This window comes from Rhizobium sp. 9140 (genome assembly GCF_900067135.1).
In the GTDB taxonomy this organism is placed as follows: Bacteria; Pseudomonadota; Alphaproteobacteria; order Rhizobiales; family Rhizobiaceae; genus Ferranicluibacter.
Window position 1 is genome coordinate 1,351,816 of sequence record NZ_FJUR01000001.1, and the last position, 21,057, is coordinate 1,372,872.

The 21,057-nt window shown below is 60.6% G+C and carries 20 protein-coding genes; all 20 read left to right on the forward strand.

Features of this window, described 5'->3' with window-relative positions; translation table 11 throughout:
• The first annotated feature begins 72 nt into the window (after positions 1–72).
• The 20 genes from GA0004734_RS06275 to fliR all read left to right on the forward strand — a co-directional run bounded on the left by GA0004734_RS06275 (position 73) and on the right by fliR (position 21,055).
• Positions 73–648 carry a flagellar basal body-associated FliL family protein gene (locus GA0004734_RS06275; protein WP_092932142.1) on the forward strand — a complete coding sequence of 192 codons (576 nt, stop codon included), beginning with the start codon at positions 73–75 and terminating at the stop codon, positions 646–648.
• Positions 645–1,382, forward strand: a complete 738-nt coding sequence (fliP, locus tag GA0004734_RS06280; RefSeq protein ID WP_092932144.1) for a flagellar type III secretion system pore protein FliP — start codon at positions 645–647, stop codon at positions 1,380–1,382. Before GA0004734_RS06275 ends, fliP begins: the two co-directional genes overlap by 4 nt.
• 310 nt (positions 1,383–1,692) lie before the next feature.
• On the forward strand, positions 1,693–2,613 hold the full coding sequence (locus GA0004734_RS06285) for a flagellin N-terminal helical domain-containing protein (RefSeq protein ID WP_092932146.1): 921 nt from the start codon (positions 1,693–1,695) through the stop codon (positions 2,611–2,613).
• 265 nt (positions 2,614–2,878) lie between these two features.
• Positions 2,879–3,793 carry a flagellin N-terminal helical domain-containing protein gene (locus GA0004734_RS06290; RefSeq protein WP_092932148.1) on the forward strand — a complete coding sequence of 305 codons (915 nt, stop codon included), beginning with the start codon at positions 2,879–2,881 and terminating at the stop codon, positions 3,791–3,793.
• Positions 3,794–4,098: 305 nt separating this feature from the next.
• Positions 4,099–5,067, forward strand: coding sequence for a flagellin N-terminal helical domain-containing protein (locus GA0004734_RS06295; protein ID WP_092932150.1), 969 nt, complete (start codon positions 4,099–4,101; stop codon positions 5,065–5,067).
• Between the two features lie 455 nt (positions 5,068–5,522).
• Complete coding sequence (locus GA0004734_RS06300; RefSeq protein WP_092932152.1) at positions 5,523–6,176, forward strand: hypothetical protein; 654 nt, start codon at positions 5,523–5,525, stop codon at positions 6,174–6,176.
• A complete protein-coding gene (locus GA0004734_RS06305; protein ID WP_092932154.1) occupies positions 6,173–7,351 on the forward strand; it encodes a flagellar motor protein MotB in 1,179 nt (392 codons plus the stop codon). The genes GA0004734_RS06300 and GA0004734_RS06305 overlap by 4 nt, the downstream gene beginning before the upstream one ends.
• 3 nt (positions 7,352–7,354) lie before the next feature.
• Positions 7,355–8,671: a chemotaxis protein MotC gene (gene motC, locus GA0004734_RS06310; RefSeq protein WP_092932156.1), complete on the forward strand. Its 1,317-nt coding sequence runs from the start codon at positions 7,355–7,357 to the stop codon at positions 8,669–8,671.
• Positions 8,672–8,673: 2 nt separating this feature from the next.
• Complete coding sequence (locus tag GA0004734_RS26380) at positions 8,674–10,980, forward strand: flagellar hook-length control protein FliK (RefSeq protein WP_245292355.1); 2,307 nt, start codon at positions 8,674–8,676, stop codon at positions 10,978–10,980.
• Positions 10,961–11,506, forward strand: coding sequence for a transglycosylase SLT domain-containing protein (locus GA0004734_RS06320; protein ID WP_245292490.1), 546 nt, complete (start codon positions 10,961–10,963; stop codon positions 11,504–11,506). Before GA0004734_RS26380 ends, GA0004734_RS06320 begins: the two co-directional genes overlap by 20 nt.
• 293 nt (positions 11,507–11,799) lie before the next feature.
• On the forward strand, positions 11,800–12,471 hold the full coding sequence (locus GA0004734_RS06325; RefSeq protein ID WP_092932161.1) for a transcriptional activator Rem: 672 nt from the start codon (positions 11,800–11,802) through the stop codon (positions 12,469–12,471).
• Between the two features lie 229 nt (positions 12,472–12,700).
• Positions 12,701–13,903: a flagellar hook protein FlgE gene (locus GA0004734_RS06330; protein ID WP_092932163.1), complete on the forward strand. Its 1,203-nt coding sequence runs from the start codon at positions 12,701–12,703 to the stop codon at positions 13,901–13,903.
• Positions 13,904–13,926: 23 nt separating this feature from the next.
• Positions 13,927–15,405, forward strand: a complete 1,479-nt coding sequence (flgK, locus tag GA0004734_RS06335; RefSeq protein WP_092932165.1) for a flagellar hook-associated protein FlgK — start codon at positions 13,927–13,929, stop codon at positions 15,403–15,405.
• Position 15,406: 1 nt separating this feature from the next.
• Positions 15,407–16,504: a flagellar hook-associated family protein gene (locus tag GA0004734_RS06340; protein ID WP_092932167.1), complete on the forward strand. Its 1,098-nt coding sequence runs from the start codon at positions 15,407–15,409 to the stop codon at positions 16,502–16,504.
• A 37-nt stretch (positions 16,505–16,541) separates the two neighbouring features.
• Positions 16,542–16,889 (forward strand): flagellar biosynthesis regulator FlaF, encoded by a 348-nt coding sequence (gene flaF / locus GA0004734_RS06345; protein ID WP_092932169.1) that lies wholly within the window; start codon positions 16,542–16,544, stop codon positions 16,887–16,889.
• Positions 16,886–17,335, forward strand: a complete 450-nt coding sequence (gene flbT, locus GA0004734_RS06350; protein WP_092932171.1) for a flagellar biosynthesis repressor FlbT — start codon at positions 16,886–16,888, stop codon at positions 17,333–17,335. Before flaF ends, flbT begins: the two co-directional genes overlap by 4 nt.
• Complete coding sequence (gene flgD, locus GA0004734_RS06355) at positions 17,326–17,751, forward strand: flagellar hook assembly protein FlgD (protein WP_092932173.1); 426 nt, start codon at positions 17,326–17,328, stop codon at positions 17,749–17,751. The genes flbT and flgD overlap by 10 nt, the downstream gene beginning before the upstream one ends.
• A gap of 51 nt (positions 17,752–17,802) precedes the next feature.
• A complete protein-coding gene (fliQ, locus tag GA0004734_RS06360) occupies positions 17,803–18,069 on the forward strand; it encodes a flagellar biosynthesis protein FliQ (RefSeq protein WP_062595080.1) in 267 nt (88 codons plus the stop codon).
• 149 nt (positions 18,070–18,218) lie between these two features.
• Positions 18,219–20,306, forward strand: coding sequence for a flagellar biosynthesis protein FlhA (flhA, locus tag GA0004734_RS06365; protein WP_092932175.1), 2,088 nt, complete (start codon positions 18,219–18,221; stop codon positions 20,304–20,306).
• On the forward strand, positions 20,303–21,055 hold the full coding sequence (gene fliR / locus GA0004734_RS06370; RefSeq protein WP_092932177.1) for a flagellar biosynthetic protein FliR: 753 nt from the start codon (positions 20,303–20,305) through the stop codon (positions 21,053–21,055). Before flhA ends, fliR begins: the two co-directional genes overlap by 4 nt.
• The last annotated feature ends 2 nt before the right edge of the window (positions 21,056–21,057 follow it).

Genomic DNA, 21,057 nt, shown 5'->3' on the forward strand with positions numbered 1-21,057 from the left:
CGCTGCGCAGACCCGCAAGGGTGGGCGTGAAGCGGATCGGACGGGCATCTGGAAGGCATAAGCGAGGCTGTGATGGACGAGATCGAAGACGGCGCTCCGCCGAAAAAGAAAAGCGGCATGGTCATGACCATCGCGGCGATCGCCATCGTCTCGGTGCTCGGCGCGGGCGGTGGGTGGTTTCTCGGCGGCATGCTGGCGCCCGAGCCCCTGAGTTCGGACGAGGCGAGGGTGCTGGAGGAGGCGAAGGCCACCATCAAGGCCCGCGAAGCGGCGGAGGCGGCCAACGAGGCAGCTCCGGCCGGCGGCGAGCATGGCAAAGCCAAGAAGGAGGACGAGGAAGGTCTCCCGAAGGCCTCGACGGAGGCCAATGGCGTTCTCCAGCTCGACCCGATCACCACCAACCTGTCCTATCCCACGGAAAACTGGATCCGGCTGGAACTGGCGCTCCTCTTCAAGGGCGCGCCTGACGTGGCCATGGCGCAGCAGATCCACGAGGATGTCGCCGCTTACCTGCGCACTGTCTCCCTGCAACAGATCGAAGGCCCTCGCGGCTTCCAGTATCTGAAGGACGATATTCAGGAACGGGTTGACCTGCGCTCCGAAGGGCGCGTAACGAATGTGATCTTCAGAACATTCGTGGTCCAATGATTCGTCTGGTCGCATTCATAGCCGCCATGGTTGCCATGACGGGGATCGCAGGGGCTCAAGGGTTTCCCTCCCAGATCTTCAACCAGCCGATCGACGGCTCCGCGGCCTCGTGGATCATCCGCACATTCGGGCTCCTGACGATCCTGTCGGTCGCGCCCGGCATCCTTATCATGGTCACGAGCTTCCCGCGCTTCGTCATCGCCTTTGCGATCCTGCGCACCGGCATGGGTCTTGCGACCACCCCGTCGAACATGATCATGGTCAGCCTCGCGCTGTTCATGACCTTCTACGTCATGGCCCCCACCTTCGACCGCGCCTGGCGCGAGGGTGTCGATCCGCTGATCCAGAACCAGATCACCGAGACGGAAGCGCTCACCCGCATCAGCGAGCCCTTCCGCGAGTTCATGCTGGCGAATACCCGAGACCGGGACCTTCAGCTCTTCGTCGATATCGCCCAGGAGAAGAACCAGACCGTGGTCGTGGACGGCCGCGTCGATCTGCGTGCCGTCATCCCCGCCTTCATGATCTCCGAGATCCGGCGTGGCTTCGAGATCGGCTTCCTGATCATGCTGCCCTTCCTCGTCATCGATCTGATCGTGGCGACCATCACGATGGCGATGGGCATGATGATGCTGCCGCCGACCTCCATTTCCTTGCCCTTCAAGATTCTCTTCTTCGTCCTGATCGACGGCTGGAACCTGCTCGTGGGCAGTTTGGTGCGCTCGTTTAACTGACCTTTGCGGCGTGGTTAACCAAGTATTGCGCGGCACGGTATATTTAGTCTTAATAGCTTTTTCAAATAACTGTTTTTATTGATAAATTTTTCGAGGTTGCGTCGTTTTGCGGCCCTTCGAGCCTGTGCCCCCAAAAGGTGGATTTAAGCAAATCGCAAGCTTTGACTGCGATATTCACCCTACATGACGGGTTTGGTTCTCCTGAGGAATAACAGGTACCGAGTGGCATGATGCCGAACCGTTATCACCGGTAAGTTAGTCCGGTATGTCCCTAAGTTTTTTGTTTTTTGTACCTTAGAGGGACAGTCTAATGACGAGCATCAATACCAACGTTTCCGCAATGGCAGCACTCTCCACGCTGCGCACGATCAACAACGACATGGAGTCGACGCAGTCGCGCATCTCCTCCGGCCTCAAGGTCGGTTCGGCGTCCGACAACGCCGCTTACTGGTCGATCTCCACGACCATCAAGTCGGACAACAAGGCGCTTGCAACCGTACAGGACGCCCTCGGCCTTGGCGCTGCAAAGACCGACGTCGCCTACACGGCCATGGACGCTTCCATCAAGGTCGTCGATGAAATCAAGGCCAAGCTGGTTGCTGCCAGCGAACCGGGTGTCGACAAGGCCAAGGTTCAGAAGGACATCACGGAACTCCAGAACCAGCTGAAGTCGATCTCGAAGTCGGCCGCCTTCTCCGGCGAGAACTGGGTACAGGGCACCGCAGGCGCGACGAAGAGCATTGTCGGCGGCTTCAACCGTGACTCGAGCAACGCCGTCAGCCTGACGACACTGGACTTCAATACGACGAATAGCCTCCTCATCGAAGTCGACGCAAGCGGAGTCCCCGCTGTTGGTGGTACTGCAGGAAAGTTGACGACCGATATTACCGGACTGACGACCGCCAAGAGCGTGCTGACGCTCGATATTTCGGCTTCCGGCTTCAGTGCTGCCGACCTGACCGCAGCCATCTCCGGCGTCGATTCGGTTCTGCAGGACATGACCGATGCTGGCGCCGACCTTGGCGCTCTCAACAAGCGTATCACCCTGCAGACGGACTTCGTCAGCGACCTGACGGCATCCTTCACGAAGGGCGTTGGCCGCCTTGTCGACGCCGACATGAACGAAGAATCGACCCGCCTTAAGGCTCTGCAGACGCAGCAGCAGCTCGGCATCCAGTCGCTCTCGATCGCCAACTCCGACGCACAGAACATCCTGTCGCTCTTCCGTTAATCGGAGTGGGGTCCTGCTAGGGCCTTGACAGAACGCAATGTCGAAAAGGCCGCGTCTCGCAGGAGGCGCGGCCTTTTCTGTTGTGCGATTCGATTTTTTTTCCGCTTTAGCTGTTCCTTAACCCTGATGGTGTTTTCTGTGGTCATCGAAACAGCGGGTTAACCAAAAGATTTAACACGTTAGCAGGCATGAAGCTGGCTGCTGTTTCCCGGTAAAGGCCGGAATGTCCCTTCCATATTTTCCTGTTCAAGAGGGGCAGATTACAATGACGAGCATTCTGACGAATTCTTCCGCAATGGCAGCACTCTCCACGCTGCGCCAGATTGGCGCAGACATGGAGACGACGCAGGGTCGCGTTTCCTCCGGCCTCAAGGTCGGCGTAGCCGCCGATAACGCCGCATACTGGTCGATCGCGACGACCATGAAGTCCGACAACAAGGCACTCGGAACCGTTCAGGACGCGCTCGGCCTGGGCGCCGCAAAGACCGACGTCGCCTACACCGCAATGGACTCGTCGATCAAGGTCGTCGATGAAATCAAGGCCAAGCTGGTCGCGGCCAGCGAGCCGGGCGTCGACAAGGCCAAGGTCCAGAAGGAAATCACCGAGCTCCAGAACCAGCTGAAGTCGATCTCGAAGTCGGCCGCATTCTCCGGCGAAAACTGGGTTCAGGGCACAGCAGGCGCGACGAAGAGCGTTGTTGGCGGCTTCAACCGAGACAGCGCCAACAATGTCAGCCTGACGACGCTGGACTTTGACACGACGAAGAGCATCCTGATCGAAGTCGACGCAAACGGGGTCCCCGCTGTTGGTGGTAGTGCAGGAAAGTTGACGACCGACATTACCGGGCTTGCTACAGCCAAGAGCGTTCTGACCCTCGATATCTCGACGCTGGACGCTGCGGAACTGAAGCTTGCCATTTCCGGTGTTGACTCCGTTCTTCAGGACATGACGGACGCCGGCGCCGACCTCGGTGCTCTCAACAAGCGTATCGACATGCAGGCCGATTTCGTCAACGATCTCAGCTCGTCCTTCGAAAAGGGTATCGGCCGTCTGGTCGACGCCGACATGAACGAAGAATCGACCCGCCTGAAGGCCCTGCAGACTCAGCAGCAGCTCGGCGTTCAGTCGCTCTCGATTGCCAACTCCAACTCGGAAAATATCCTCTCGCTCTTCCGTTAAGAGACCGAGGAAAGGGCGCTCCAGCGTCGTTCCATCCGACCAGACAAAAGCCGCTCTCGCAAGAGGGCGGCTTTTCTCGTTGGCGAACAATGGCTTAACGAATTCGTCATCTTCGTTTAAAATCTGTTCATGAAGATTGACGCACCGGCGCGTCATTTAAACCTTTGTTAACCATAACGGGATTAAATCATCCTTAAGACGACGAACTGCCGATCGGGTAAATTGGGCAGTGTGCATGACGCCGTTCCGTCGCAGCAGGCCTCCGGCCGCATGTTTCCCGACGTTTGACAAAAGGGCAAACCCCAATGACCAGCATCATGACCAACGCTGCCGCAATGGCGGCTCTGCAGACCCTGCGGACGATCAACACCTCTATGGAAGAAACGCAGGCGCGTGTATCCTCGGGCTACCGCGTCGAAACCGCCGCCGACAATGCCGCCTATTGGTCCATCGCAACGACCATGCGCTCGGACAACATGGCGCTTTCGACCGTACAGGACGCGCTGGGTCTCGGCGCTGCAAAGGTTGATACCTCCTATTCGGCCATGAGCTCCTCGATCGACGTCATCAGCGAGATCCAGTCGAAGCTCGTCGCGGCCAGCGAGCCGGGCGTCGACAAGTCCAAGATCAACAAGGAAATAACCGAGCTGAAGAACCAGCTCGCCGCCGCCTCGCAGTCCGCCTCGTTCTCCGGCGAAAACTGGCTCTACAACGCCAACACGGCCGCTGTCGGCGTCAAGTCGATCGTCGGTTCCTTCAACCGCTCGTCGGATGGCTCGGTTTCCGTCACGACGCTCGACTACGATACCTCCACGTCGATCATGATCGACCTGAAAGATCCGTCGCGCGGTCAGTTGACCAAGGACATCACGGTCGATCAGCCGGACGGTCTGGGCGGAACGACGTCTGCCACCTACCACCTGATCGCTGCTCAAGGCGGCGTCGCCGCGCCTGGCACAGTGATCGAACTGAAGACCTCGACGACCCCCCAGGAAATTGCGGGGATGCTTTCTGCGGTCAATTCGATCCTGTCCGGCCTGACGGACGCGGCCTCGACGCTCGGCGCCATCACCAAGCGCATCGACCTGCAGGAAGGCTTCGTCGCCAACCTGATCGACGTGATCGACAAGGGCGTCGGCCGTCTGGTCGATGCCGATATGAACGAGGAATCGACCCGTCTGAAGGCCCTGCAGACGCAGCAGCAGCTCGGCGTCCAGTCTCTCTCGATCGCCAACACCAATTCCGAAAACATCCTGCGCCTCTTCCAGCAGTAAGCCGGGACAAGGCCTCCCTTCGCGGGGAGGCCGTCATTCGCCGGAGCCGCGGTCATCGGCTTCGGTGGATCGGTTGGACCGCGCTATTGCCCGAGCGCGGTCCAACACCCTTCAACCCTCGCACAAGTTTGACCCGTTAGTCTCCTCTCGCAGCCCCGTCTCTGGCACGTGCCTCTTTCTCAGGAGCGCGGTCGAGGCAGAAGATCCCGCTTGTCGCGGGAAGGGGCCGCCGGTGCATCCTGTCCTTGCACTGCCGCTTGCAGCCTTCCGGATCGGATCCCGTTCCGCCTGTCTGCTCAACGAGATGTCCGGGCTCTGCTGACACGGCACGAGCCTAGAAGGAGACGGTCGGACGTGCCCATGACCCGTTGTTTCGGCCCCGAAAGCCTGTTGTCCCCAGCCTGCACCGCCCCCATGCGCACCGATGCGCAGCGGCCGATGCCGGAGATGCAACGATGACGGCGCCGCTTTCCCGATATCTCAAGGATTTCAGCGCGCCCAAGGTGGACCTGACGCGCGTGCCCAAGACGTATTTCCACGAACTCGAAGAGCCGATCTCCCGCGATACGCGTCCGGTCGCAAAGCAGCCGCCGGAGCCGGTCATCGATATCGAGGCCGAACGCCAGAGCGCCTATGGGCGTGGCCGAGAGCACGCCGAAATGGAGATGCGCGTCCGTCACCAGGCCGAGATCGCCGCCTTGCGGGCCGAACATGAAGCCGAGTGCGAGACGATTCGCGAGCGCCTGGAAAACGAGGCTGCCGCGATGATCCACCAGCGCTTCAGCGAGATCGGCTCGCTGCTCGCCGACATGATCTCCGAGCAGACCGCCCAGGTTCTCGCGCCGATCCTGCAGGAGCAACTGGCCGAAAAGGCCATCGAGTCGCTCGCCGTCGCGATCCGGCATTCCGTCGATGGCGATGCCGTGAAGATCACGGTGCGCGGCCCGTCCCGGATGTTCCAGGCGCTCGAGGCTCGTCTCTCCGACACGGAGGCGACCTTCCGCCACGTCGAAACCGACGACATCGACCTCTCTGCCGAATTCGGCGATTCGATTCTGATGACCCGGCTATCGGCCTGGGCTGATACCGTGCGGAAAGTGATAGCATGAGCGAGAGCAACAGCCATCACGGCAAGAATGAAATTATCATCATCAAGCGCCATGCCCCCGCCCATGGCGGCAGCCATGGCGGTGCATGGAAAATCGCCTATGCCGACTTCATGACGGCCATGATGGCTTTCTTCCTGGTCATGTGGCTGGTCAACGCCTCCAACCCGAAAACCAAGGCTGCCATTGCCTCCTATTTCAATCCGGTCCAGCTGACCCAGCAGGAACCGGCGGAGAAAGGCGTCAAAGCGCCGGCGAAGGACGCAAAAGGCGAAGAGACGCAGTCACGATCCAAGGTCGATGGCGATCAGCCGAAAAGCGGCGGATCGGCCAAGACCGGAGAGGATGAAGCCGCGACATCGGGCGAGGAAACCAAATATTCCGACGCCGATTTCTTCGAGAATCCCTATTCTGTCTTGTCCGAAATCGCCAACGAGGTCGGCCGCGAGGCCAATATCAGCTCGAAAGGCGATGGCGGAGCCTCGACCTCCGGCCCGGCGACCGGCGCCGATGGCGGAGAAGCCTATCGCGATCCCTTCGATCCGGATTTCTGGACGAAGCAGGTCGAATTGAAGAAGATCGCCGACGCCGGTTCGAGTGCCGCCGACAAGGCGGGCAACGGTGCTGCCGAAAATATCGGCGATGGCAAGAGCGATGCGATGGCAGCTGCGAACGATCCCGCAACCCCGAAAGCCGCGCCGTCTGTCGCCGAGGCCAAGGCTGCGACGGATCTGAAACAGGCCATCGAGAAGGAAATCGGCGGCGCTGCCGGCAAGCTTGCCGAAGGCCTCATCGTGACGCCGACCGAAGGCGGGCTGCTGGTCTCGATCAGTGAGCAGAGCGATACGCCGATGTTCGGCCTGGGTTCGGCCGTTCCGGAGCGCGCGACGGTTCTCGCCATGGAGAAGATCGGCAAGCTGCTCTCGACCCGGACCGGCGCGATCGCCATCCGCGGCCATACCGACGGACGGCCGTTCAAGTCGGGTGGTTACGACAACTGGCGCCTGTCCGCCGATCGCGCGCAGAGCGCCTATTACATGCTGGTGCACGGTGGCCTTGCCGAAAACCGCGTCAGCCAGATCAGTGGCTTCGCCGACCGGCGCCTGCAGGTTCCAACGGATCCGAACGCGGCTGCAAATCGGCGCATCGAGATCCTTGTCCAGACGAACCAGGGCTAGGCCATGATGAAGGCTCTCCGCTCCATTCTGCTCGGCGCATGCGCATCGCTCGTCTCGCTTTCGGCCGTTCACGCTGCAGGCAGCGAAGACGATAATCTGCCGCCCTACAAGATGATCCGCTCGCTGCAGCACGTTCAAGACAGCGTGGTGCATGGCGATTTCTCCTCGGCCGATATGCAGCAGTTCATGCTCGGCGCCATCGAAAAACGTCTGATGACGGCCGATCGGAGCGTCTTCGCCGATCCCCGCAATGTGGACGCGGCGCTGATCTACGCCATGAGCGGGGGCAACCCGAAGACGCTCGCCTACCTTGCCAGCCGCGACATCGATGGCAATTTCGACAATCGTGTCACCGATGCCCTGAGCCATTACCTGAACGGCAAGGGCGGCTTGATCGTGGAGACCCTGTCGAAGATGATCGACGAGTACAAGAATGCGCCAATCGGGCCGTATCTCTATCTCGTCTATGGCAATGCGGTCGCCCAGCAGGATCCCGGCAAGGCCGTGAAGGCCTATGACTGGGCGAGGCTTGTTGCGCCCGGCACCAATATCGAGGAAGCGGCTCTGCGCCGTTCCCTCATGCTCACCACCCGTGCCGGCAATGTCGATCAGGCGCTGGCTTACTCGCTCTCCTATACCCGCCGCTTCATGACGTCGCCCTATGCGGGCCAGTTCGCGGATATCTTCGTGGAGCTTGCTGTCGCCAATTACGGCGACGCAAAGCGCCAGAAGGTCGAGGAAATCCTGTCCTTCATGGACAAGCCGCGCCAGCGCGAGATCTTCCTGCGGATCGCGCGAAATGCCGCCATTGCGGGGCTGAAGCCTCTGACGAAACTGGCCTCCGAACGCGCGGCGGCCCTTTCCGCTGCGGCCGATATGGAGCCGAACGCGCTCGCGACATTCTATTCCGGTCTCGTCAATGTGCCGTCGACCGGCATCCTCGAAGCCGTCAAGGATATCGAAGCCATTCCCGATGCCGAACTTTCTTCGCGCGATCTCAGCTTGAGGGAGGCAGCCCAGGCCGTTGCACGGGAGGTGCTGCGGGCTCCGGTTGCAGATGTGCAGCCCCGTGCCGACAGTTCAGCACAAGCCAGCGCTGACATTCTGGCGTCTCAAACGCCGTCTCCCGAAGCTCTGTCGGGATCCGGTAGCAGCGACAGCCCCTTTGCAGCCCCGGCAACGCCGTCGGCATCCGAGGCTGTCACCAGCGAGCCCGAGAAACCAACCCCGGCGGATCTTGATCCGGCGCTGGCGACGTTTCTAACGAGCGGGAAGAGCAAGCTGGGCGAGATCGACGCCCTGCTGCGGGAGGATATGTAGACATGAGATCCCTTGATGACATGCTGCCGGCAGCGAAAGCTGCCCGCGCGAGTGTTTCTGCGGTGAAGAACCGGCAGGGCGAGGCCGAAGGCGGCGCAGCCTTTCGCAAGGCGTTCGCCGATCTCGGGCACGCACGGGATACGAACGCGAAGACGCACGTGCCGGCCGGCCACGCCAAGACACAGTCGAATGAGCAGGCAAACGTGACGCCATCCGCGTCGTCTGCAACGACCGCTCAAGCAGGCACGTCGAATGCTGCGCAGCCGCGTGCGTCCGGAACCCATGTTCCGACTCCCTCGGAAGCAGAGCACAAATCGGAACAGACGCTACATGCGGCTACCGCCCGTGGCACACCCGCAGCGACGTCGGAGACTTCCAGGGAGCCGTCCAAGGCTCCTGCCGGGAAGACCGATGCGCTCGCTCTTCTGTCTCTCACGACGGCAGACCAACCGCGAGACGCAGACGGAGAAACGGTCGATATTCCAACTCGATCGGCCGATGAACCCAGCGGGAACCGTCCAGCCCCCGAAACGAAGGTGCAGGCGACGGTTGTCGGCGAGCGCATTGAAGGCAAGTCCGTGCCTGCCGGCAACCCGGAGAAGGCGCCGGTGGCCACGGCATCCACAACGGCGCCCACCAGACCATCTGCTGCCGCAACGCTCTCCGCCACCCTCGCTCTCAAAGCCATAAAGGCCGATCCCGAGGCAACTCGTGCCGAAAATGTTGCGGCTGCCGCGACAGCGCCTGCGGACGACGAGACGAAGGTTGGAGTCGGCAAGAGCCTCGATACGGTCGAGACACCCTCGAAGGCAGTCTGGAAGACGAAGGAAAATATGGCCGCGCCACTGGTCAGTCGCGACCTCGAAACGCAGGCGCCCGTGGCAAGGCTTCGCGCCGTTATGCCGGAACGGACTGCAAAGGCTGCTTCTGTCGAGACGGCAACGATGCAAGAGGTGTCGGCTGCGGCCCCGTTCGAAATTCCGCGGGAGCCGGCTTCGGCCGCTGTCCTCGCGAACGCCGCGAACCAGACTCCTGCAACGGCGGACTCCAAAGCTGGCTCGGAACCGGCAATGCCTGCGCTCGTGCAGGCGCTCGCTGCTGAAAAGACAGGTGCTACCCCGCCCTCAATTTCTGTCGAGGCCGCGGCCGAAAAAGTGCCTGTGCAGGTCGCAGTGTCGCCTCTAGCGCGCCCGACAAGGCGGTTGACGGCCGAGATGCCGCCTGAAGCTGCGGAAGAGCCCGCGGGAACCTCGGCGCCTCTAGCGCGCCCGACAAGGCAGTTGACGGCCGAGATGCCGCCTGAAGCTGCGGAGGAGCCTGCGGCAGCATCCGTGCCGGACGAAGAGGTGGATATCCGCAGCCTCATGGCGATTCTCGGTCCGGCCGTGGCACAGCCGGTGGCGGATACGTCCGCCAGAACGGAAAATATCGAGGCCAAGCCCGGTGCGGATGCCGGTATGCCGGGCCTGAAGCTGGCGGGTGACAGGATCACAATCCCCATGGCTACGATGGCCGCAGCCGAGTCATCGACATTGCCAACGTCGACGGACGCCACGGATCAGGTCTTCCGTTTCGCGCGGGCGGATGGCAAAGCGAGCCCGATCTCTCTGCGAGCGGATGCCGACCGGCCCGTTTCCACAGCATCGAACGACCAGGCAAACACCAAGGCCGAGACCGTCACCGTGCTGGAAGCCCGGCGCTATCTCGGCATCGCACCGACCCTCGGCAACCAGCTGCCGATGACGGCCAACGCGCAAGCCGTTGCTGCCGCGATCACGGGCAATGGCGATCCAACGCAGGGCCTCCAGGCGAACACCGGCATCGCAGGGCCGCAGGGCGCCACCGGCAAGGTGGTCAACACGCTCAAGATCCAGATGCATCCGATCGACCTCGGTCTCGTCACGGCCACGCTGCGCCTGCGCGACGACGAGTTGCAGATCGATCTTCGTGTCCAGACGGGTGACGCCTACCGGCAGCTCACCAACGATCAGGATGCGATGATCAAGGCGCTTCGCGCGCAGGGTTTCCAGGTCGATCAGGTCAATGTGATCTTCACCCCGTCGGACAGTTCCGGTGGAAATGACGGCTCGGGGCAACCACAGAGCAACCAGCAGCAGCCGTCGCAGAACGGACGCGACAGCCAGGGCGGCCTTGCGGCAGGCAATGGCGGAGAAGGCCGTAATGGCGGCGACGGCCGCAATGGCGCGGCGGGACAGCGGAGTGCAGATGACGGGCGGACCAGACAAGACACGCGTCGTGAAACACCTGCGGCACCTCAGCCTGGCCTGTCTGACGAGCTTTATTTCTAGTGCTCCCATAGTCGCACACGCCGCATCCGGCTCGGATGCCGGCCTGTGCGAAAGCCAGATCGTCGCAGCCGCCGCCAAATACGGCATTCCCGAAGGTATCCTCTATTCAGTCGGACTGACGGAAACGGGCCGCAAGGGTTCGTTGCAGCCCTATGCCATGAACATCGATGGCAAGGCTGTGTTCGCGTCGAGTGCGGGTGAGGTGCTGCAGAGGTTCGAAACGGCTCGGGCGGAAGGTGCCAAGCTCATTGATCTGGGTTGCATGCAGATCAATTATCGCTACCATGGAGAGAATTTCACGTCACCTGAAGCGATGCTCGATCCGCGCGCAAACGTCGAATATGCCGCCCGCTTCCTTGCAAATCTCCATGCCCGCCACGAGACCTGGACCATGGCGGTCGCGCGGTATCATGCCGGTCCGAACAATGATCCTGCCCAGAAGCGATATGTCTGCCGCGTGATCGCAAATCTGGTCGCGACAGGTTACGGAAAATGGACGCCAAACGCCGCGTCCTTCTGTCGTTAAACGTTCGTTGGTCACAACCTATACGATTTTAAATCGATGATTTGTTGCAGTGCAAACGCATAGTCTGAGTCGCAGAAATAAGGCACGTGCAATGGCGCTCATTAACACGCGTTAACCTTTCCACAGAATTAATAGTCGGTGTATCGAAATGAACCACTATATATTGATCAAATCGGTGCGGGGACCCTGAGCTAGTACCATTTCTACCCACCAAAAGCCTCTAATTGTGACGAGGCGCCACGATTCGTACCAATGACGTATTGGAAAACACCATACTGATTCGGAGCGGACGAATGATCGTAGTGGTTGATGAACGTGAACTTGTAAAAGATGGATACACCTCTCTCTTCGGACGGGAAGGCGTACCCTCCACCGGGTTTGATCCCAAGGAATTCGGCGACTGGGTCTCCACCGCCGCCGACAGCGATATCGACGCCGTCGAGGTGTTCCTGATCGGCCAGGGCGAACGGGCCATGACGCTGCCCCGCGCCATCCGCGATCGTTCCACGGCCCCGGTCATCGCCATCAGCGACACGCCGTCGCTGGAAGCCACGCTCGCCTTCTTCGACTGCGGAGTCGATGACGTCGTGCGCAAGCCGGTCCATCCCCGCGAGATCCTCGCCCGTGCGGCGGCCATTCGCCGCCGCCTCAAGTCCCTGTCCAACTACACCGATATCGGTGCGATCCGCGTCTTTTCGGACGGCCGCGATCCCGAGATCGAAGGCGATACCTTCGCCCTGCCGCGCCGCGAGCGCCGCATCCTGGAATATCTGGTCGCCAACCGCGGCCGGCGCGTTTCCAAGTCGCAGATCTTCAACGCGATCTACGGCATCTTCGACGAAGACGTCGAAGAGAACGTCGTCGAGAGCCACATCAGCAAGCTGCGCAAGAAGCTGCGCAAGAAGCTGGGCTTCGACCCGATCGATAGCAAGCGCTTCCTGGGCTACTGCATCGACTGGAGCTGAGGCTCTATCTTCTACCCCGGTTTCTGTGGGAGCCATGGGGTCTTTCGAAAGCGAACGACGAGGGTTCGCAATCGGGAGGCGCCATGGCTCTTTCTCGTTTTAGTATACTGATTTTCTTGCAGAATTCGCATTCGATGTTTTGCTTTCGACGCTGCGGCAGGCAGCCTGAACAGGTTCACGCAAGGCTTGCTTCCTAGTGTCGCCAAGACGAACGAAACGAGGATTGGACATGAGTCTCTTTGGAATGATGCAGACCGGCGGTTCCGGCATGAACGCACAGGCCAACCGCCTTAGCACCGTCGCGGAGAACATCGCGAATGTCAGCACCACTGGCTACAAGCGCTCATCGACGGAATTTTCCTCGTTGATCCTGCCAGCCACGGGTGGAAGCTACAATTCCGGTGGCGTCGAGACGAAGGTTCGCCGCAGCATCGAGAACGAAGGCGCCACGGTCACCACGACATCCGGCTCCGATCTGCGGATCAACGGCGAGGGCTTCTTCGTCGTATCGGATGCGACCGGCAGCCCCTACATGACCCGCGCCGGCGCCTTTACCAAAAACGAAGATGGCAACCTGATCAATTCGGGTGGTTACGCCCTTCAGGGTTATGCCTATGTCAATGGCCAAGCGCCGACGGCTGTGGCCAACAGCTTCGACGGTCTGACGAACATCAATCTCTCGTCCGGTGGCCTGACGGCAACAGGAACGACAGTTGCAGCCTTCGGTGCCAACTTGGACTCGCGGACGACGGCAGGTGATCCTGCATCCACGACCTCGTTGAGCGTCTACGACACGCAGGGCAATGCGCGCGTCCTCGACATTTCCTACACGAAGAGCGGAACCAACGCCTGGAACGTCGCCGTGACGGATCGCGCCACAGGTGACGCGCTCGGCGCGACCACGATGTCCTTCGAAGCAGACGGCAGCCTGACGACGTCGCCTGTCACGGTCACGACGACCGAGCAGACATATGCCGGTGCCAAGCTCAACGAGATCACGCTCGATCTGTCCAAGACGACCCAGCTGGGCTCTGCCTTCACGCCCGTACCCGGAGACAAGGACGGAAACGCGCCGAGCGCCGTTGCCGGCTTCGAGATCGACAAGGAAGGTATCGTCTACGTTCGCTACGAAAACAACGATCTGGATCCCCGTTATCGCCTGGCCCTCGCAACGGTTCAGAGCGTCAACAACCTCGAGCCGCAGACCGGCAACGTCTATCTGGCAGGATCCTCATCCGGCGAAGTTTCCGTTGGTTATGCGGGTACCGGACAGTTCGGCGGCGTTCAGGATAACGCTCTCGAAGGTTCCAACGTCGATATCGCTGACGAACTGACAGCGATGATCGAATCCCAGCGCAGCTACACGGCAAATTCCAAGGTCTTCCAGACAGGCGCCGACCTTCTGGACGTCCTGGTCAACCTCAAGCGCTGATCTAGAAAAGGACGGGCTCCGTCATGTCTCTTGCTTCTGCCATTACCACGGCTCAGACGATCTTCAGCAATACCGGCAAGCAGACGGCCGTCGTATCGCAGAACATCGCGAATGTCGGCAGCGCCGACTACTCGCGTCGTCTCGCCATGATGGGCGTAGACAACGACGGACAGCCTTATCTCAAGGTGCAGCGCGCCCAGAACGACGCGCTGTTCAAGCAGACCGTTGCCAGCATCTCGGACAATGCGGGGCAGTCGCGGTTGTTGTTCGGTCTCCAGCAGATACAGTCGGCTTTCGGCGGCGCGGATTATCCGACGTCGCCGTCGACCTACATGACCGCCTTCCGCAGCAGTCTTCAGACGTTCGCCGCATCGCCCAGCAGCATCACGATCGCGAGATCCGCCGTTGCGGACGCGCGAGACGTTGCAAACGCCTTGAACTCCGCCTCCACGGTCATCGATCAGGTCAAGGCGACGACGGACAAGGAGATCGGTGAGCAGGTGGTGCAGCTCAACGAATATCTCTCGGCCTTCGAAAAGGTGAACTATACCGTCATCGGAATGCTGGCCAATGGCAAGGATGCGAGCGATGCGCTCGACAAGCGGGACTCGCTCCTGAAGTCGATCGCCGGCATCGTCGGAATCTCGACCACCGTGCGCCAGAGCATGGACACCGTCATCTATACGAGCGATGGCAGCGTGCTCTTCGAAACGTCGGCACGCAAGGTCGAACTGGTCGGCAAGGACGGGTCTTCGTCTCCGCCGTTTCATGTGGAGATCGACAATGAAGAGCTGAAGCCCGGCATCGGTGGCAACACCTCGGCGCAGGGAACCCTCGCAGCTCTCTTTCAGCTGCGCGACGATATCGCACCCATGATGCAGAACCAGCTGGACGAGATCGCCCGCGGTCTCATCGTCGCCTTCCGTGAGACGGACCAGACGCTTGCCGTTGAAGATCGGGAGCCGGGATTGGCGGGTCTCTTCATTGAACCGGATAGCACGGGAAAACCCATGCCCATTCCGACGTCGGGCACGATATCCTCAGGTCTCGCCGGACGCATTACGATCAACGCTACGATCGACGACAATCCTATGCTGTTGCGGGACGGCGGTTTTAACAGCACGCCCGCCTCCACCAACTACACGTACAACACAGACGGTGTTGCGGCCTATACCGGTCGCCTCGACGGCCTCATCGAACAGATGGGAACGCCGCAGGCGTTCGATGCCACGGCGGATATCGGCGGAACCGCAACCCTCATGGGCTACGCCTCCAACTCGATCGGCTGGATCGAGCAGCTGCGCAAGGCGGCAACCTCTGCCGACGAGACCAAGGGCGCTATGCTGGCCCAGATGCAGCAGACGCTGAGCAACGAAACCGGTGTCAGTCTTGACGAGGAATTGTCGCTGATGCTCGATCTCGAGCAGTCCTACAAAGCGTCGGCAAAGCTGATGACCACGGTGGACGAGATGCTCAAATCCCTGCTGGACATGGTGAGATAAGATGAAGACGTCATTCATTTCCAACCTGGCGGTTCAGAACGCCATGCGGCTCAGCGTCCAGCGCGGCCAGTCCGAAGTCGTGAAGCTCCAGCAGGAAGTCACGACCGGCATTCATGCCGATCCGGGCGCGGCTCTCGGTTCCAGCGCGGCGCGGCTCGTCAGCCTGAAGGACGAGCTGCAGCGTCTGGCCAACATCAAGGACACGAATGCACTCGTAACCCAGCGTCTCTCGACATCGCAGCTTGCCGTCGAATCGATGCGCAAGGCGGGCGAGGAAATGAACACCACGCTGGTGGGGAGCATGGGCGTCGACGACGCCTCGCGGCTTGCCAACACGAAGACGGCTCTCACCTCGACGTTTAACGCGTTCTTTGTCGCGGCAAACTCCCAGTCGAACGGAGAATACCTTCTTTCCGGCCTGAATTCCGACGCCAGGCCGCTGACGCCTTACGCCGAGAACGCGGCCGCCAAGCAAACCTTCGCCGACGCGTTCGAAAGCTTCAAGCTGGAGAACAACAGCAATCCTGCCAACGCGACGATCACGGGGTATCGCGACCTCTCCGCGGATCAGATGAAGGACTTCATCGATCGCAAGATCGTGCCTCTCTACGTGGGCGATACGAGCGCCGGTGAAAACGCGGTTCCCGATCAGTGGATGACAGATTGGTCGCAGGCGTCGGACAAGAATGTCCAGAGCCGAATTTCCGGATCCGAAGTCGTATCGACGACGACGAACGCCAACGAGGCGGGTGTCCGTAAGATGGTGCTGGCTTCCGTGATCGCCTCCCAGCTGCTGGCCGAGGATCTCTCCAGCCAGGCGCGCCAGGTCGTCAACCAGACGGCGCAGAACTATACCCAGCAGGCAATTTCCGGCTTGATCAGCATGGGAAGCGATCTCGGTACGTCCGAGGGGCGCGTCGCCAAGGCCAATGCGTTGCTGGACTCCCAGACGAAGCTGCTCACCACGCACGTCAGCGACCTCGAAGGTGTCGATCCCTATGAGGCGACCACGCGAATGAAGGCCCTGATGACGCAGATCGAGACGTCTTACACGCTCACGTCGCGAATGCAGCAGTTGAGCTTGATCAATTTCCTCTGATGCGAAGAGGCCTTAGACAAACATGAGGGATGTCTGAATGTATCAGTTTTCGTATGCCGAGATCATGGAGGACGGCGTTGCCGACTCCAAGGATCGTGAGCGGCAAGTCCTCGACCGTTCGATCGCACTTCTCGCATCTGCCAGCCTGCAGAAGGGGTACTCCCGAGAAGCGATCGAAGCGGTCTACTACACGCGGCGCCTCTGGATCCGTTTCATCGAGGATCTGCGTGCGCCCGACAATCAGCTGAACGAAGAGCTGCGTGCCAATCTCATCTCCATTGCCATCTGGATTCTGAACGAAACCGAGAAGATCCGCAAACGCGAATCCTCGAACTTCCAGGGCATCATCGACATCACAACCATCATCAGGGATGGACTGAAATGAAAAGCACACTGCGCATCTCGCTGAAGTCGGGCGAACGGATCTTTGTGAATGGCGCCGTTCTGCGGGTCGATCGCAAGGTGGCGGTCGAGTTCCTGAACGATGTCACCTTCCTGCTCGAAAATCACGTCCTCCAGCCGGAGGACGCGACCACCCCGTTGCGTCAGCTCTATTTCATCGCCCAGATGATCCTGATCAACCCGGAAGGTGCCGAGCAGTCGACCATCATGTTCCGCAAGTCGATCGTCATGCTGCTGAATTGCTTCAAGAACGACGAGATCCTGTCCGAACTGAAGCGCGTCGACGGTCTCGTCATGCAGGGTCGTGCCTTCGACGCCCTGAAGGCGATCCGTGGTCTCTACCCGATCGAAGACAAGATCCTCAACGCCCAGGAAATGGCGCCGGCGATGATCGAACACATCCGTAAGGAGATTGCACCATGGCGGTAGACACAGTCACCGGCGCTGCGGCAGCCGCAGCGACGAAGGCAGCGACCTCGACAGCCAAGGACGCGGCCAGTGCGGCCAGCAAGGCCAACCTCAATTATGACAGCTTTCTCAAGCTGCTCGTCGCCCAGATGAAGAATCAGGATCCGACTCAGCCGATGGATTCGACCCAGCAGATCGCCCAGCTCGCGACCTTCTCCCAGGTCGAGCAGACCATCCAGACGAACACCAATCTGGAAAGCCTGCTGCAGCGCACCTCGCTCTCGGAAGCCAATGCCGTCATCGGCAAGACGGTGACGAGCGCGGACGGCAAGACGACTGGCGTGGTCAAGGAGGTCACGCTATACTCCGACGGAATCGTTGCGCTTCTCGAAAATGGCACCAAGCTTCCCATCGGTCCTGGGGTTTCGGTAAAGTAGCGGTCTCGGCCCAGGATTGGGTCCGGTCCTCCGTGGTGAAGTGATACTGCAATGAACGAGGCCGACGCTCTCGACATGGTTCAGACGGCAATGTGGACGGTGGTCGTGGCATCTGGCCCGCCCGTTCTCGCCGCCATGATCGTCGGCCTCGTCGTCGCGCTGATCCAGGCGCTGACGCAGGTTCAGGAAATGACGCTGACCTTCGTTCCGAAGATCCTGGCGGTCCTCGTGACCGTAGCCATCGCTGCACCGTTCATCGGCTCGCAGGTCTCGATCTTCACCGACATCGTCTTCTCCCGCATCCAGACCGGCTTTTGATCCGTCTCCCGGACCAGGCAAGCCATCGATGGCGCCGTCCGTTTCGCCTCGCCAGCCATCCCCGCGCAAGCTTGGACACCTAGAACTGTCGGCATATGGGGCGACAGGTATGAATGTCGCCCGCCTCTCATGACGAGACGGACATTCCGATGGCACAACCTCCTGCAATAGTCATTCCCAAGATCGCCCCGAACGGGCGCGATGTCGGCTTCGCGCTCGGCATCGTCGCGATCCTGTCGATCCTCTTCCTGCCGATACCGCCCTTCCTGATCGACATGGGACTGGCCTTCTCCATCGCCTTCTCCATCCTTATCCTGATGGTGTCGCTCTGGATCCAGCGACCGCTCGATTTCTCGTCCTTCCCGGTCATTCTGCTGATCTCGACGATGATCCGCCTCGCGCTGAACATCGCGACGACGCGCGTCATTCTCTCGCACGGACACCAGGGGCACGATGCGGCCGGCAGCGTTATTGCGGGCTTTGCCAGCCTCGTCATGTCCGGCGACTTCGTCATCGGTCTGATCGTCTTTCTCATCCTCATCACGGTGAACTTCATCGTCATCACCAAGGGTGCCACGCGTATCGCGGAAGTGGGCGCCCGCTTCACCCTCGATGCCATTCCCGGCAAGCAGATGTCGATCGACGCCGACCTGTCGGCGGGCCTGATCAACGAGAAGGAAGCGCAGCATCGGCGGCGCGAATTGGAGGAGGAAAGCTCCTTCTTCGGCTCCATGGACGGTGCCTCGAAGTTCGTGCGCGGCGATGCGGTCGCCGGCCTTCTCATCACCGGCATCAACGTGTTCGGCGGCATCATCATCGGCTATTTCCGCCACGGCATGTCGATCGGCGAAGCGGCGGATGTGTTCGTCAAGCTTTCGGTCGGCGACGGTCTGGTTTCGCAGATCCCGGCGCTGATCGTCTCGCTTGCAGCCGGCCTTCTCGTGTCGCGCGGCGGCACCTCCGGCTCCACCGACCAGGCGGTCGTCGGCCAGCTCAGCAACTATCCCCGCGCACTGATGGTGGCGGCCAGTCTTCTGGCCATGCTCTCCATCATCCCGGGTCTGCCCTTCATTCCCTTCGCCACGCTCGGTATCGGCATGGCCGCCATGGCCTACGTCATACCGCGTCGTGCCGCAGCCGCAAGCCAGCTGAAGCGCGAGCAGGATCTGCAGACGGCAGCCCAGGTCAAGGACAGTGAGAAGGACAGCGTCAAGTCCGTCCTCAAGACCGCGGAAATCGAGCTGTTGCTCGGCAAGCAGGTCTCGACCCGACTGCTCGGCGCCCATCAGGAACTCGCCTTCCGCGTTGGCAAGATGCGCCGCAAATTCGCCAGTCAGTACGGTCTCATCGTTCCCGAGATCAAGGTTTCCGACGACATCGCCGTGCCGGACAAGGCCTACCATATCCGCGTCCACGGCACGACGATCGCGTCGAACACGGTGCGCGTCGGCGAGGTCATCGTCGTCACCGGCGGCGGACGACGCCCGACGGTTCCCGGCGACGATATCCGCGAACCCGCCTTCGGCATGCCTGCCGTCTCGATCCTCGAAACCTTCACCGAAGACCTGAAGCGCGAAGGCTTTCACCCGATCGACAACGTTTCCGTGGTGCTGACGCACCTGTCGGAAGTCATTCGCAACAACCTGCCGCAGCTGCTGTCCTACAAGGACGTCAAGATCCTCATCGAGCGTCTCGATCCGGAATATCGCAAGCTCGCGGACGAGATCTGCACCTCGCATATGTCCTATTCGGGCCTGCAGGCCGTGCTGAAGCTGCTCCTCGCCGAGCGCGTCTCCATCCGCAACCTGCACCTGATCCTCGAAGCCGTGGCCGAACTCGCTCCGCATGTCCGCAAGACCGAACATATCGTCGAGCACGTCCGTGTCCGCATGTCGCAGCAGCTCTGCGGCGACCTCTCCGACAACGGCACGCTGCGCGTGCTGCGCCTCGGCAACAAGTGGGACATGGTGTTCCACCAGGCGCTCAAGCGCGACGCCAAGGGCGATATCGTCGAGTTCGACATCGATCCGCGCCACCTCGAGGAATTCAGCGAGGAGGCGACCCGCGTCATCCGCGAACATCTGGATCGCGGCATGCCGTTCGTACTGGTATCTTCGCCCGAATCCCGCTCTTATGTCCGCATGATCATCGAACGCCTGTTTGCTACGCTGCCGGTCCTCAGCCATGTCGAGCTCGCAAAGGGGCTCGAGATCAAGATCATCGGCTCCATTTCATGATAACAGACCCGGAAGGCACGGTGCTGGCGCTGTTTGCGGCGTTCTGCCGTATCGGCGCCTGCATCATGGTCATGCCGGGTTTCTCGTCGGCGCGTGTCTCGGTCCAGATCCGCCTTTTCGCGGCGGTCGCGATCTCGATGTCCATCCTGCCGCTGATGTGGAACGACATCTATCCGCAGATCTCCGGTAAGGGGCACACTTATATCTACATCATTACCACCGAGATCGTCATCGGCAGCGTGATCGGCCTCATCGCCCGCTTTTACGCGCTTGGCCTCCAGTTCGTCGGCACCGTGCTCACCATGATGATCGGCTTCACCGCGCCGCCGGCCAGCGACGTGCTGGAAGATACTTCCGAAAACCAGGTGACGAACATGATCTCCTTTGCCGGGCTCATGGTACTCTTCATGCTCGATTTCCATCATGTGATCTTCGAGTCGATCTTCGACAGCTATAGGGCGATGCCGCTCGGGGTCGGATTCGATCCGCAGGGCATCCTGATCACGATGACCAATGCGCTGGAAATGACCTTCATGATCATGCTGCGCCTGTCGAGCCCGTTCATCATCTATGGCCTGCTCTTCAACGTCGCGCTCGGCATGGTCAACAAGCTGGCGCCGCAGATGCCGCTCTACTTCATCTCCGCGCCCTACCTCATCATGGGTGGGTTGTTCCTTCTCTATCTGGGCATCGCCGCCATGCTGCGGCTTTTCGCCGATGGCTTCGCCGTCGTCATGCAGGGAATATAGAC